The organism is Alteromonas sp. 07-89-2, from assembly GCF_013113925.1.
In the GTDB taxonomy this organism is placed as follows: Bacteria; Pseudomonadota; Gammaproteobacteria; order Enterobacterales; family Alteromonadaceae; genus Alteromonas; species Alteromonas macleodii.
The window spans coordinates 1-13,651 of record NZ_VTYM01000018.1 but is presented as its reverse complement, the minus strand read 5'-3'; the positions used below and the strand labels follow the sequence as shown (position 1 = coordinate 13,651).

The following is a 13,651-nucleotide window of genomic DNA, read 5'->3' as shown; positions in this document are numbered from 1 at the left end:
ATGCGTATCCTCGTAGCCGAAGACGATAGCAGATTATTAACCCAGCTTGATGCGCTCCTTCAGCAAAATGGCTATAGCGTAGACCTCGCAGATAATGGTGAGCACGCGCTTTTTCTCATTAAAGAATATAGCTATGACCTGGCTATCGTCGACATCGGCATGCCAAAGCTAGACGGATTTGAGGTTATACGAAAAGCCCGTCAAGCTGATATTTCCTGCCCTATACTCATTTTAACTGCTAGAGATAGGTGGCAAGAGAAAGTGGAAGGCCTTGATGCCGGAGCCGATGACTACCTCACCAAACCCTTTCATAACGAAGAGTTACTTGCTCGAACAAAAGCACTAATTCGACGAGCTTCAGGACAAGCGAACCCAACCATTCAGTTCGGTCCTATCTCGCTGGATACCGTTAGTGAAGAACTATCGTTAAACGGTCAAGCTCTGGATCTAACAGCTTACGAATACAAAGTCATGGAGTACCTTATGCTTAACCCGCAAAAGGTCATCTCAAAAACAGAGCTAACTGAGCACATTTATGACCAAGATTTCGATTTAGATAGTAATGTCATAGAAGTTTTCGTAGGAAGACTCCGGAAAAAGCTAGATCCTACAGGTGAATTAAAGCCAATCGAAACCCTTCGAGGTAGAGGCTACAGGATAAATAGAAGTTTATGAGGCAGCTGTCGCTTCGCCTTCGAAGTATCTCTTTAGCGATTGTTCTTCTGGCGTTCTTTGCGCCCTTCACTGTTGTTATCTTAGATGAGGCGTACACAGATAGCCTTACGCAAGCCAAGATGAGTGAGCTCAGGTTAATGAACTTGGGTTTGCTATCGGCTTTCGAATTAGATGGCGACCTACCCTATATGCCTGAAATTTTATACGAAGAGCAGTTAAACCTTCCTGGGTCGGGTTATCTTGGCGTAATTGTGTTTCGAGACGAAGTTATTTGGCAATCAGCCTCAGCTCTTGAGTATACCTTTGCACCACCTGAGATAGACGTTGCAGTCGGTAACGAGTTATTTTTGGATTCTCATACACCTAAGTTTGAAGAAGATTCCGAGTTTTTTGTATACGCCTTTACTGCGGAATTTGCTTCAAGTAGAGACTTCGAGCCTGTTCGGTTTTATATATTTAACAATAAAGCACTTTTTGAAGCAGAGCGGAATACGTTCTTAGACACAACGTGGCAGTGGATTTTCACGCTCTGTATAGCACTCCTAATTTTTATTATTATCGGGATTAGCCTAGTACTTCTTCCTGTTAGGAAGTTAATTGACGAAATTTCACAAGCCTCAAGTGGACATAAACGCCAGTTAGAATCACGCTATCCAATTGAATTCGATTCCTTAAAACAATCCATTAATGGTTTGCTTCAAACTGAGGCCGCCCAAAGGGCGAGATATAAAAACAGTTTAGGAGACTTAGCACATAGTTTGAAAACGCCTTTGGCGGTGGCATCGGGCACTAGTGGTTTACCCGCTGAGGTAAACGAAGCACTACAGCAAATTGACAGAATAATTAAACGTCAGTTGAAACGAGCGAGTGCAGGAAAATCTGGTTGGCAACACGCTATCGATATATTACCTGTTTTGTACAAACTCGCCGATGCGATGGACAAGGTCTACCAAGATAAAGCCCTTACCATTGAGTTAGAAATGGATGAGGACACTCAGTTTAAAGGAGACGAGACCGACTTCATGGAACTATGTGGCAACCTTCTAGACAATGCATGCAAAGCAGCGACCAATAGAATTATCGTATCAGCGTCGAAGTGTGCTGGTTGGCTAACGATTAAAGTAGAAGACGACGGCCCTGGTATTCCTGACGACAAAAAGGTGCTTTTGTTAGAGCGAGGAACTCGACTTGATACCTATACAGAAGGCCACGGTATAGGCATGGCGTTGGCGGCCGATTTAGTTGCAATATACGAAGGTAGAATGCTCATCGAGGACAGTTCGCTTGGCGGTGCTCGTATCGTTATTCAATTTCCCAATCACGAATAGTGCTTTAAAAAGTACAACGAAGTTTGTGCATGATCGTTAAATCCTTGAGCTTTCAATTGCCCAAATATGAGAGTGAATATGAGAGTGGACAGACACTTGAGTTCCTACAAAAATTTGGGGCGTATGGAAAGTGGACAGACACTTAATCTTGCACAAAAGTTTGGGGCAAACAAACACATTCTCAATTGACTGTTTAGCTAGAGACCAATAAGAGATTTTTTTAAATCGATTGAGTGTCTGTCCACTATCGACTTTCACAAACAAGTGTCTGTCCACTTTCTATTTACACTAAGTTACGACGCAGACTTCTCACCTTCACTCGATAACAGCACCGCAAGCCACTTGCTCTCCTCGCGAGACTCTAGAGCTATTTTTACCACCATGGTTAACGGAACTGATAGCAACATTCCAACGGTGCCTAGCAGCCACCCCCAAAATATTAGCGAAAGGAATACCACAAGTGTAGAGAGCCCCATGCCTTTACCCATCAATCTGGGTTCCACCATATTACCCATGATAGTATTAACAAGCACAAAGCCAAGCGCTGCAAAACCTGCTGAGGCAGGGCCAAGTTGAACAAAGGCTATCAACACTGCAGGCACAGCAGCGATAATTGAGCCAATGTTAGGAATAAAGTTGAGCATGAAAGCCAACACAGCCCAAAGCATGAAATGATCTACTCCCATCACATACAGCCAAATACCAATAATCAGACCTGTTCCTAAACTGACCACAGTTTTTATCGCTAAGTAACTGTTCACAGAACGAATAAATCTGTCGATATGCTTTAGTTTCATTCCAGGATCGGCAAGGGCAATATGCAACCGGCGTGGAATACTGTCAGCTTCAAAAAGCATGAAAATGACAGTAAGAAGAATAAGGAAGAGATTCGAAAGTACGCCGCCCATCCCGCTGATGAAATTTGTTGCTACAGACATAGCCGTCGCTGGGTCAAGGTGCGAAGCAATTAACTCTCTATTGATGTGAATATTAAATTCAGCCAATTTGGATACAACCCAGGCAAACTCTGTATCAAGCTTACTTCTATATTCTGGCAAATTTTCTCGAAACTCAGTCATAGACTGGCCAACTAAACCAGCTAAAAGAAAACCAAAAACAACGATAAGCAGTATAACAAAGGTGATAGAGAGCCATTTAGGCACGCCGAATTTCGAAGTCCAACGTATTATTGGGCTACACGCGATCGCTATAAAAATAGAGAGAAAAAACGGTACCATGATCGTACTGGCGGCTTTAATACCAGCCATCACGACTACTAAACATGCTAAAACTATAAGAATTTTTGCTGTTGGCGAGCGTAGTTCCATTGACATTTTGTGCTACATTCCTGACTGAAACGACAACACTTTACAACGACTTATAAACAACTACAAACAAGAGACTTCAATGAACTTTAATCTTGCCACTATTAAAATTAAAAACTTAAGACTACGTACGTACATCGGCATCAATGAAGATGAAATAAAAAACAAGCAGGACGTTGTTGTTAACGTGAAAATTGATTATGACGCAGAAAAGGCGACTAACACCGACGATATGAGTGATGCGCTTAACTACAAAACGATTACAAAGGCAATCATCAAGCTTGTAGAAGACAACCGCTTTTCTCTTCTGGAAAAACTTACCGCCGATGTGCTAAGCATTGCCGCAGAACATTCTTCGGTGCGCTACGCTGAGGTTGAGGTCGACAAGCCATATGCCCTTAGATTTTCTGATTCCGTGTCCCTGACACTATCTTGCAATAAGACGGGATAAGGTCATAACGCGAGGAGCTAATTGTGAACATTCTTTTGACCGGTGGAACAGGGCTGATAGGAAGCGAATTTATTCGTCAATATTCTCGAGAACATGAATTCACGGTGATTTCTCGCGACACTTTAAAGGCAAAGAGCAAATTGGGGGATAACGTCAAAATCGCCGAGAACGTTTCTTCGATAGAAAATTTTGAAAGTTTCGACGCAGTAATTAATTTAGCTGGTGAGCCTATCGCCGATAAGCGCTGGACAGACACTCAAAAGAAAATAATTTGCAATAGCCGCTGGGACATCACTTCTGAGCTAGTCTCAAAAATAAATAGTTGTGATGCGCCTCCGCCTGTTTTCTTATCGGGCTCCGCGATTGGTTACTACGGCAATCAAGGAGACAAGCTTGTAACTGAAGAAACTCCTCCTCATAACGAGTTCACCCATGAACTGTGCGCTAAATGGGAGACTATTGCCCAAAGTGTAGATCAAGCTAAGACACGTGTCGTAACGCTTCGAACTGGTGTAGTTCTCACCGAAAAAGGCGGAGCGTTAGGGAAAATGGCACTACCGTTTAAATTGGGAGCCGGAGGTACACTTGGGAGTGGTAGTCAGTATTTGGCCTGGATCCACTTACAAGATATGGTGCGTGCTATCTCCTTCTTGCTAGAGAATAGTGAATGTTCTGGTGCATTTAATTTAACGGCACCGGAGCCTGTCACGAACAAGATGTTCTCTAAAGCGCTCGCAAAATCACTTGACCGACCTTGCCTGTTCAATGTTCCGGGCTTTGTTATGAAAATAGCAATGGGCGAATCGTCGACGATGATACTTGAGGGGCAACGGGTCATTCCTCAAAAGCTTACTACCGCCGGCTTCAGTTTTGACTTCCCTTCTATCGACGAGGCGCTAAGAGAAATATATCGCGCATAGTTGAATTACTGAAATTCGTTATGTGCCTTGTGGACAGTCACTTGAATTGCTAAGCAAGTGTGTGTCCACATTTATTGCACAACATTATCGCGAGGCACTTTGATTAGTCACAAACCTCAAAAACTTCTATTTACTTTCAAATCAGAGTACTTCTTAAACTCTTCGCGAAAACGACTCTTTCGTAATTAACGAACTTTGCTGTGAAATACGCAGTGGACAGACACTCATTTGAATTGAGTGACTGTCCACTGCCCTTAATCTAAACGGCACTTACCCGAGTGTCTGTCCGTTTTGTATTAAAGCGCATTTTAAACTAACGCAACAATACCTAAACCATATTCCGCAGCATCTGACTGGTATTAAGTGTAAGCAAACGCCAGCATCCAAACGCACCTAATATGCCTACAACGACAGCGCCAACGCTTGGCGCTATTGCCCAATATTCAGGGTGTAAGCTTGCTTCCATTTGGAATACAGAGGTTTGAAGTAAATAAAGGCTCAACTCATTGGCCATTGCTGCCATAAAGCCTGCTACTACACCAATAATAACAAACTCAAAAATGACACTTTTTCTTATCAACGCCCCCTTTGCACCGAGCGTCCGAAGTATGGCTATTTCCTGTCTTCGTTCATCCATACTCGCCTGTACTTGTGCAATCAATACCAGACTGCCCGCTAACATTACCAGCACCAAAATAAATTCAACGGCAACAGACACCTGATCAACAATCTCTCGCAATTGATTAATTCGAGCATCAACGTCGAACATAGTTATTGATGCAAACGGTTTAAGTAGGTTTGTTAACTCTGCCTTTCTCTCGGTAGGAAGGTAGAAACTAGTAATATAAGTTGGGCTAAATGCAGCCATTGCCTCGGGGTGAATAACGAAGAAAAAGTTAGGCTGCATAGTCTGCCAATTCACAGTACGAATACTCGTTACTTTCGTTTCGACAATCTCGCTTCCCACATTAAAAGTAAGCCGATCGCCCATTTTAATGTTCAACCTTTCTGCAACGCCTTCTTCAACGGAAACCGGAAACCATCCTTCGCTGTATTGTTTATCCTCATCGCCATGCCAGTTCCCGTCAATGACCTCGTTTTCGTTTTGAAGCGTGTTACTCCAAGTTAGATTTGCTTCTCTGCCTAAACCTCTTCGGCCTTCTCGATTCGGCTCATCTTCTTTAGAAACCTCGGTGTTTACCCCTTCTCCATTTACCGAAACAAATCGACCTCGGATGACAGGATAAAACTCTTCGATATCTACCCCGTTGTCAGCGAAGTGTCTGTCCAACTCTGGTTGTATGTCTGGAGTAATGTTTATTAAGAAATAGTTCGGTGTTCCTTCGGGCAGTTGCGAGCGCCATTGCGAAACCATATCGTTGCGCATTACTAGCACCACTAGAAGCAACATAATGGTGACAGAGAAGCTAATAAGCTGCACGCTGTTGTCCATTGCACGTCTCTTAATACGAGCCCATGCCAATTGCCACGCCCCCATTCTTCCACTGCCCAACTTGCGTCCCATAGCAATTAAGATATACGTAGCACCAAGTAATCCAAGCACCAGCGCAGCGCCAGATACAAAAAGAATAGCGCTAATTTTTAAATCACGGCTATACATCCACATCAGTAAGAATATTGCACCACCGGAAGCCAAGAACTGAATACTTCTGGAACGTAAGTTCGCTGATATGTCCTTTCTTAATACGCGAAGCGGGGGAACTGAAAAAAGCTGCAAAAGCGGATATAAGGAAAAAAGCAATGCACACGTAGCGCCTGTAGCAACGGCGATTAAAAGCGGCCGCCAATGCCACACGTCAAGAGATACATCCACTCTGTCCGCTACAAGTGAAACCACTACTTGCTGACCGATAAAACCAATAACAAGGCCGATAAAAATACCAAGCCCAGTGATAAATAAAATTTGGAACAAATAGGCTTTTCGAATAGTGCTGCTTGTTGCCCCCAAGGTCTTCATTATTGCTACGGGATCAAAGTGACGTTGAGCATAACGCTGAGCAGCAACGGCAATGGAAACGGCCGCTAATACTATTGCTAACAAACTCGCTAACAGAAAATAGCGCTCAGCACTTGCGACAGAACGCCCTATCGCTGACTCGTCATCTTCGACTGTACGCCACGAGTGTAAGTCGTCATTTAATTGGGGCAATAACCAGGTATTGAAGTTTTCTATGTCACCCGCATCACCGGCAAAAAAGCCCACATAACGAGCGCGACTCCCTGGCCCGGTTATCGCAGTTTTTTCCAAGTCGTTTAAGTTAATTAGCGCAATAGGGTCAGTATTAAACACGCTAAAGCCAGCATCGGGAATATCTACCAACACATGGGTGACGGTAAAAGTGCCGTCGCCAATTTCGATAATGTCGCCAACAGAAAGCCCTAGACTTTGAAAAAGTCGAGACTGTACCCACGCTTCTCCAGGCTGCGGTAATTCTAGGGTAGTACGTTTTTCCCCAAACGGTTGGTCAGTAATATTGACTGTCCCTTTCAGTGGATAAGCGTCATTCACGGCTCGTAAATCAACAAGCGACATCTCATCGCCTTTAAATACCATTGAACGTGTTGCTACCTGCTTTGCCGTCGCAAGGCCCTCTTCTCGGGCTCTAGCCAACCATTCCTCGTTTATAGGGTCGTCTGAACGAAGTTGAGCATCTGCTGCAATGAAAGCGGCAGAGCGAGATTTCAGTGCGCCCTGTAAACGCTCGCTAAAAAGTGACAACGACAATACGGCTGCCACAGATAGCACAATGGCCAGCAATATGATGGTCAGTTCACCACGTCTAGCTTCATGCTTGAAAAGCCGCCAAGCTAAATTAAAAGACGTCGACATCTAAACCGCCTCTTTCTTATTCATTGTGTTCGCGCCAGTTGTTTCAACTAATTCGCCAGCATTCATAGTGAGTTGCCTGTCACAATGTTCCGCAAGCTCGTTATCATGAGTTACGAGTACGAGAGTTGTGCCTTTTTCTCTATTCATCTCGAACAACAGCGCTTCGATTTTTTCACTATTTTTGGCGTCTAGATTGCCGGTGGGCTCATCGGCGAAAAGTATTTTGGGAGAGGTAATAAATGCTCGCGCTATGGCAACACGCTGCTGCTCGCCCCCCGACAACTGATTAGGGAAGTGATGCGCGCGATGTTTCAATCCGACTTGCTCTAGAATATCCAAAGCTAGTGCCTTTGGGTTATCAAGCCCTGCAATTTCTGCCGGTAGCATCACGTTTTCCAAGGCTGTTAAGCTTTGAACTAACATAAAGCTTTGGAAAATGAAGCCTACTTTATTTCCTCTTAAAATTGCGCGCTCTTCTTCATTCATGCTGTGAAGTCCTTCACCATCTAAGAAAATTTCCCCTTCTGTAACTTGGTCAAGCCCTGCTAACAAGCCCAAAAGGGTTGATTTACCCGAGCCGGACGCGCCAATAATGGCAACGGACTCACCAGACTTGACTTCAAAAGAAATAGGACGAAGGATCTGCAGTGAACCTTCACTCGTATCCACTACTTTGGTTACAGCATTAGCTTTTATCATAAGAGGTCATCAATTCGTGTTTGTTAAATTTCGTTATTTGTTCGCTTTTTTACTTATTCTTTTAATACCCTTTCAAGCGCTATCAGATCAAGCTGAGCAGAGCGACACAAGCGAAAATGCAGTTTTACTTATCTTAGGTGACAGTTTATCCGCGGCTTATGGATTACAGCAACATGAGGGTTGGGTCAGTTTGTTACAAAAGATGTGGCAAGACGACAACATTCCGATTGATATTGTAAATGCTGCGGTAAGCGGAGAGACCACTGACGGTGGTTTAGCGCGATTTCCTCGTTTATTAGAGCAACACAACCCTACCCATGTATTGATTGAACTGGGCGGTAATGACGGCCTTCAGGGCCATAATATCGGTAAGATTAGGGATAATTTAGATTCGCTGGTAAGTGTTGCGAAGGAGAGTAATGCCGTAGTGTTTCTGCAAGAAATGCAAATTCCTTCTAATTATGGCAAGCGCTATACGCAGATGTTTACTCAAAACTTCAATAAAGTAGCGGAAGCTCAGGACGTTCAAAAAATCCCCTTTTTCCTTGAAGAAATAGCGCTAAATAAGGACTTAATGCAAAACGATGGTATTCATCCAAATGCTGAGGCACAGCCTTTGATCGCTAATTTTATGGACAGACACTTAAGAAGTTTAATTCTTAGCGCTCAATAATTGTGCTAATCTTATTAGGCATTATGTTTAAAAACGAGGTTTGATTATGGACGTTTCTTCTGTTAATTCGTCTCCTGTTTCCACTGTCTTAGAATCGCCACAGCGACCTACTCAACAGGTTGAGCCCCGTAATGTGCAAGAAAGTCGCGAGACTCAGCCTCAGAGCACACAGCAGACCTCAAGCACTAACGATGGGCGTGTGGGTTCTAGAGTTGATGTATACGTTTAAATTCTTTCTTATTGAATACTGTTAGGGACAGACACTCGCTAAATAAGAGTGTCTGTCCTTTTTCTTTTTAGTTTATTTGACGCAACGATGGATTTTATCCGTTGTGAAGCTCGAGTGTCTGTCCACGATTTTCAGTTCTATTTATCCAACTTCGACTGACACTCATGATGAGATTTAACTTAATGAGCTCTCATTTGAAGTAACCGTCCCTAAAACTGTCCCAAAGACCACTTAAAATTGACGCCGTAAATCTCATAATGTCAATAAATAACTATGGGATACGGATATGCCTCTACCTCGTTACAAGCAAATAAATACTGATGTTACACCTTATTACCACTGCATTTCTCGCTGCGTGAGGCAATCTTACCTTTGTGGTCGCGATGCCCGCACTGGCATAAACTATGAGCATAGAAGAAAGTGGATTCAAGACAGGCTACATAAGCTTTCTCAAGCTTTTGCCATCGACTTATGCGCCTACGCTGTCATGCATAATCACATTCATGTGGTATTGCATATAGCAAAAGGCAGAGCTGAAGGCTGGACGATGGATGAGGTCTTGCTTCGGTGGAGGATGTTTTATAAATGCCCGCCCGTAGTGCAGCGATATTTAGAAAATTTTGATTCTGTAACGTTAGATGAGCTAGCAGAATTAAAATCACTATCTGTTATATATCGAGAGCGACTTCAAAGCATCAGCTGGTTTATGCGTATGCTCAATGAATATATTGCTCGAAGAGCTAACAAAGAAGATGAATGTAAGGGCTATTTCTGGGAAAGAAGGTTTAGGTCACAAGCTATACTCGATGAGAAAGCACTGGCCAGTGTAATGGCTTACGTCGATTTAAATCCCATTCGAGCAAAAATAGCGACGACGCTAGGCAACTCTCACCATACTAGTATCCAATATCGCTTGAATGCCAAACGCTCGAACAAAACGCCTAAGTTTTTGATGCCTTTTAACGATAGTCACCACAATAACACCGTGCCGTTGCCCTTCGCATTTACCGATTATTTGCAGCTTATCACTGATACGATGAATGCAGAGAGTAATAACGATACCTGCAAAGTCCCAAAGCTTCCTAACCGCTTGCTAAGTAAGCTTGGAATGACAAAAGAGAACTGGCAGCTAGTAACTAGTAATTTTGAAACACTTTTTACTGGGCCTGTCGGTTGCCCCGAGATGATGGAGAATTTCGCCAGATGCTGCCAAAGGGCATGTCGCCCAAACGTTGCAAATGCTCAAAGGTATCTGTCGTGAAATTCTAACACCATTGCAAAAGTACTTGGCTAAATATCGGCTTGACGTGCAAGCACATCAACAATGTCCTGAGATTTCGTTAGGCGCCTTATGTCGTTGAACAGAACTCCAGCTTCAGGGTATTGTCTTTTCAGATAGCCGCACCATTGCTTAATTCGGTTGGGGTAATATTTGCCCTTATCACCAAAAATTTCGTAGCCAGAGTATTGAATCAGCAAAGCAGCCAGTTCAGACCATGGCATAGGTGCTACGCCCTCTTTAATACTCAGCGCTAGATTAGGCATTGCCAATGCACCTCGTCCTATCATCAGGTTGGTACACTCTGATTGGCTTTGACAACGCTTAGCGTCTTCAGCGTTCCAAATTTCACCATTTGCAACAAGTGGAATATCGGTGTGTTGCTTGATCTTCGCTATCCAGTCCCAATAAGCCGGTGGTTTATATCCCTCCGTTTTGGTCCGCGCATGAACAACGAGCTCAGATGCGCCCGCTTCAGTGATAGCTATAGCATTTTCGATAGCTAAAGATTTGTCTTCAAAACCTAGTCTGATTTTGGCTGAAACTGGGATTTCTGCAGGAACAGCATCCCTTACAGCTTTCACAATGTCATAAAGGGTTTGGGTTTCTTTTAACAAAACCGCCCCGCCCTTACTTTTATTAACTGTTTTGGCAGGGCAACCAAAATTTAGGTCAACACCAGGAGAGCCCAGCTCTATTGCTGTTTGTGCATTCTCTGCAAGCCACTGTGGATGTTGTCCTAATAATTGAACTCGGACAGGCACACCTGCCGGAGTTTTGCCATTATTATGAAGCTCAGGGCAAAGTCTATAAAACGTTTTCTTTGGTAATTTTTGATCGACAACTCTTACAAATTCAGTAACGCACTGATCGAAACCACCCACGCGAGTGAGCATATCTCTCATTAAGTGGTCGACAACGCCCTCCATAGGGGCAAGCATTACTTTCATTGCAAAAATCTCAGTTTAATAGAACATAAAATCGGCGCGGGAGTTTAGCAAAAAGCACTTATATCAGCCAGGCTTTGATGCTTAGTTTTTCAACTTCTGTGACTGTCTACTTAAGGTGCATTTAAGGTGGTTTTAAATTGCAGCTGTTTAAATTTAGTAAGTGTCTGTCCGAAAGACACTTTACTTCATGTGGGAGTGATGCAGGCTTCTAATTCTTTACGAATAGAAAAGCTTGTGTGTCTGTCCATACGTAGAAAGTTCTTGATAGAAGTCCGCACTTAGCCTATTTACGAGGCTGTAACTGGGTAGCGGCTTCCTTTTCTAAATTTTCAAGGCGAGTGAATACGGCCTTCTTTTGATTATCGGTGTATGTCCGCCAATTAATGATTTCTTCAATCGTACGTTTACACCCAATGCAAATGTCTCCTTCGGTTAATTTGCACAAGGCTACACATGGGGAAATTAAGTTCATAAAGCTTTTGTTTTATCCAGACCGTCTTTTTTACTCTGTACTCGCGAAGCTGCGATAGCTGCCATTGTAGTTTCTGATAGCTCTTTATTGGACCACAAACAAACATGACAACCAAAGCGCGATTCAAGATATGAGGAAAACTCAGTGTCTGTCCCACAGTCGTACCTCACTAAATTTTGCTTTTTACCGTCGTAAATAACCGCAGAATAAGTAAACACAAAGAGCCTCCTAAAAAAGAGGCTCAAATATACATCTAGACGTCTAAACGTTCAAGCGTCTAATTTAAATAATCGAGTGCAGCGCAAATTGCGGCCACCTGAGCATCATTGCAATTCTCGGGTGTCGCATTATCGCTATCGGGATAGACTTCTGTGGTTGTGACGTACTTAGCATCTGTCATACCTCCACAAAGGTACAACGACTTCTTGTCATAGCAAATTACACCTTCACTCACCACATCTGCACCTATAATCTTTCCGTTTTCATCGGCCGGTGCAATATGCGTTACTTTTTTCACAGCCTCAATAACTGCTTTTTGAAACTCTATTTGGGGGCTTGGAGTATTAGCAACCGTATAGAAACCATCTGGAATGTTCCAGTTATCATGGATCACCCCATCCCGCGCAGCCAGTGCTGGTCTAAACTCACTATTGTCCGTGTCTGTCGTTTCATGCAAATCAATATGAAGCGTAAGAGATAACGCTAAGTCAGATACTAATTGCATAAGCTGAGCAGACTCAGGTGCAGGAGAATCGCTGTAAAACGAGCGATTCGGATCTAATGCCATTGGGTTCCATCGATTTATCGACTCGTATCCCCAGGGACTTACACATGGCACCACAACTATATTTACTTGCTCCGCGTACTGAGCCAACTTTGTTTCAATAAATTGAAGCGCTCCTTGCACACCACTGGTTTCGTAGCCGTGAACACCGCCTGTAACGAGTGCAGACGGCTTCTCAGCGTCAAAATTCTTGGGAATGACAACATATAGTGGGTAACGCGCTGTATCATAAGGAAGTGCGCCATACTGCTTTAACTCAAAGCCTTCAGGGATAATGTTGAAGAGTTTATTAAGTACTTCTTCCTGATAGCTTCTTTTCACAGTCTGCTGTGCTTTCCATTGGGCTTTTTCTTCTTCGCCCCAAGGCTCACCAGGAGTTCCAATTGGATAATTCTGCATATAACACCTCTTTTGTATTTTTTAGATCATAACAGTTCAACAAGCTCACGTATCTATCACACAAAAGTTTCTTAAAGGGTTGTGACATGAGTTCTTTACGCATTGAACCTCTGAAAAGTACTTGCGCGAAGGTGTTGACGCCTCTTTTGTAAGAATTGCAAATTCCGATAAAAATGATCGGTGTATGTCTAGGTAGATGGTTTAAAGAGGAAAAGAAGAGTGTCTGTCCACTGAAGCTTTCTTAAGATGGCTTTGCATCTATTTGCTTACAGATTTAATTGCAGTGTCTGTCCACAAAGTTTTAAGCCAGAAACAAAAAAACCAGCCGAATGGCTGGTTTTTTCGAAATGGCGTCCCCTAGGGGATTCGAACCCCTGTTACCGCCGTGAAAGGGCGGTGTCCTAGGCCTCTAGACGAAGGGGACTGAAAATCTTCTTTCGAAAGCACCGCTTTCGAGATTTTCAGTAAGGCGAAGTGAGCTAGCGAACTGAGCGACCTTGCCTTACTAAAACTTTCAGTCAGAAGTTGAATAATCAACTCCAGCCTATTTCACAGTTTTAATCGACTGTGACGCGATAAAATGGCGTCCCCTAGGGGATTCGAACCCCTGTTACCG

At 43.4% G+C, this 13,651-nt stretch carries 13 protein-coding genes and 1 tRNA gene; 7 read left to right on the top strand and 7 right to left on the bottom strand.

Annotation, left to right across the window (positions count from 1 at the left end; all coding sequences use genetic code 11):
* Both F0261_RS12970 and F0261_RS12965 read left to right on the top strand, forming a co-directional pair.
* Positions 1-675: a response regulator transcription factor gene (locus F0261_RS12970; protein WP_014948936.1), complete on the top strand. Its 675-nt coding sequence runs from the start codon at positions 1-3 to the stop codon at positions 673-675.
* Positions 672-2,003, top strand: a complete 1,332-nt coding sequence (locus tag F0261_RS12965) for an ATP-binding protein (protein ID WP_171338167.1) — start codon at positions 672-674, stop codon at positions 2,001-2,003. The genes F0261_RS12970 and F0261_RS12965 overlap by 4 nt, the downstream gene beginning before the upstream one ends.
* A gap of 293 nt (positions 2,004-2,296) precedes the next feature.
* On the opposite strand, the gene F0261_RS12960 is transcribed toward F0261_RS12965, so the two are convergent.
* The gene (locus F0261_RS12960) at positions 2,297-3,337 is read right to left on the bottom strand and encodes an AI-2E family transporter (RefSeq protein WP_014948934.1); all 1,041 of its coding nucleotides are present in this window, start codon (positions 3,335-3,337) and stop codon (positions 2,297-2,299) included.
* 73 nt (positions 3,338-3,410) lie between these two features.
* Here F0261_RS12960 and folX point away from each other — a divergent pair, with 73 nt between their 5' ends.
* Both folX and F0261_RS12950 read left to right on the top strand, forming a co-directional pair.
* Complete coding sequence (gene folX, locus F0261_RS12955) at positions 3,411-3,779, top strand: dihydroneopterin triphosphate 2'-epimerase (RefSeq protein WP_171338166.1); 369 nt, start codon at positions 3,411-3,413, stop codon at positions 3,777-3,779.
* Between the two features lie 23 nt (positions 3,780-3,802).
* Positions 3,803-4,699: a TIGR01777 family oxidoreductase gene (locus tag F0261_RS12950; protein WP_171338165.1), complete on the top strand. Its 897-nt coding sequence runs from the start codon at positions 3,803-3,805 to the stop codon at positions 4,697-4,699.
* Positions 4,700-5,027: 328 nt separating this feature from the next.
* Here the strand turns inward: F0261_RS12950 and F0261_RS12945 are convergent, their stop codons facing one another.
* Complete coding sequence (locus tag F0261_RS12945) at positions 5,028-7,550, bottom strand: ABC transporter permease (RefSeq protein ID WP_171338164.1); 2,523 nt, start codon at positions 7,548-7,550, stop codon at positions 5,028-5,030.
* A complete protein-coding gene (locus tag F0261_RS12940) occupies positions 7,551-8,249 on the bottom strand; it encodes an ABC transporter ATP-binding protein (protein ID WP_171338163.1) in 699 nt (232 codons plus the stop codon). It lies immediately after the preceding gene.
* Positions 8,250-8,265: 16 nt separating this feature from the next.
* Between F0261_RS12940 and F0261_RS12935 the strand changes: the two genes are divergently transcribed.
* The 3 genes from F0261_RS12935 (at position 8,266) to F0261_RS12925 (ending at position 10,412) form a co-directional block, all read left to right on the top strand.
* Positions 8,266-8,922 carry an arylesterase gene (locus F0261_RS12935; protein WP_049586851.1) on the top strand — a complete coding sequence of 219 codons (657 nt, stop codon included), beginning with the start codon at positions 8,266-8,268 and terminating at the stop codon, positions 8,920-8,922.
* Positions 8,923-8,968: 46 nt separating this feature from the next.
* Entirely contained in the window at positions 8,969-9,151 is a 183-nt protein-coding gene (locus F0261_RS12930; RefSeq protein WP_014978821.1) for a hypothetical protein, read from the top strand.
* A gap of 286 nt (positions 9,152-9,437) precedes the next feature.
* Positions 9,438-10,412, top strand: a complete 975-nt coding sequence (locus tag F0261_RS12925) for a transposase (RefSeq protein WP_171338162.1) — start codon at positions 9,438-9,440, stop codon at positions 10,410-10,412.
* A gap of 29 nt (positions 10,413-10,441) precedes the next feature.
* Here F0261_RS12925 and dusC read toward each other — a convergent pair whose 3' ends face one another.
* The 4 genes from dusC to F0261_RS12905 all read right to left on the bottom strand — a co-directional run bounded on the left by dusC (position 10,442) and on the right by F0261_RS12905 (position 13,459).
* Positions 10,442-11,380 carry a tRNA dihydrouridine(16) synthase DusC gene (gene dusC, locus F0261_RS12920; protein ID WP_171338161.1) on the bottom strand — a complete coding sequence of 313 codons (939 nt, stop codon included), beginning with the start codon at positions 11,378-11,380 and terminating at the stop codon, positions 10,442-10,444.
* A gap of 283 nt (positions 11,381-11,663) precedes the next feature.
* The gene (locus F0261_RS12915) at positions 11,664-11,852 is read right to left on the bottom strand and encodes a DUF1289 domain-containing protein (protein ID WP_014978818.1); all 189 of its coding nucleotides are present in this window, start codon (positions 11,850-11,852) and stop codon (positions 11,664-11,666) included.
* Positions 11,853-12,129: 277 nt separating this feature from the next.
* Entirely contained in the window at positions 12,130-13,035 is a 906-nt protein-coding gene (locus tag F0261_RS12910) for a M14 family metallocarboxypeptidase (RefSeq protein ID WP_014978816.1), read from the bottom strand.
* Positions 13,036-13,383: 348 nt separating this feature from the next.
* Positions 13,384-13,459 (bottom strand) — tRNA-Glu (locus F0261_RS12905).
* Positions 13,460-13,651 lie beyond the last annotated feature (192 nt).

Bases quoted from the DNA above. Each gene is read 5' to 3' on its own strand.
- folX (WP_171338166.1), top strand. From the start codon at position 3,411: ATGAACTTTAATCTTGCCACTATTAAAATTAAAAACTTAAGACTACGT.
- F0261_RS12945 (WP_171338164.1), bottom strand. From the start codon at position 7,550: ATGTCGACGTCTTTTAATTTAGCTTGGCGGCTTTTCAAGCATGAAGCT.
- F0261_RS12910 (WP_014978816.1), bottom strand. From the start codon at position 13,035: ATGCAGAATTATCCAATTGGAACTCCTGGTGAGCCTTGGGGCGAAGAA.
- F0261_RS12940 (WP_171338163.1), bottom strand. From the start codon at position 8,249: ATGATAAAAGCTAATGCTGTAACCAAAGTAGTGGATACGAGTGAAGGT.
- F0261_RS12965 (WP_171338167.1), top strand. From the start codon at position 672: ATGAGGCAGCTGTCGCTTCGCCTTCGAAGTATCTCTTTAGCGATTGTT.
- F0261_RS12970 (WP_014948936.1), top strand. From the start codon at position 1: ATGCGTATCCTCGTAGCCGAAGACGATAGCAGATTATTAACCCAGCTT.
- dusC (WP_171338161.1), bottom strand. From the start codon at position 11,380: ATGAAAGTAATGCTTGCCCCTATGGAGGGCGTTGTCGACCACTTAATG.
- F0261_RS12960 (WP_014948934.1), bottom strand. From the start codon at position 3,337: ATGTCAATGGAACTACGCTCGCCAACAGCAAAAATTCTTATAGTTTTA.
- F0261_RS12930 (WP_014978821.1), top strand. From the start codon at position 8,969: ATGGACGTTTCTTCTGTTAATTCGTCTCCTGTTTCCACTGTCTTAGAA.
- F0261_RS12915 (WP_014978818.1), bottom strand. From the start codon at position 11,852: ATGAACTTAATTTCCCCATGTGTAGCCTTGTGCAAATTAACCGAAGGA.
- F0261_RS12925 (WP_171338162.1), top strand. From the start codon at position 9,438: ATGCCTCTACCTCGTTACAAGCAAATAAATACTGATGTTACACCTTAT.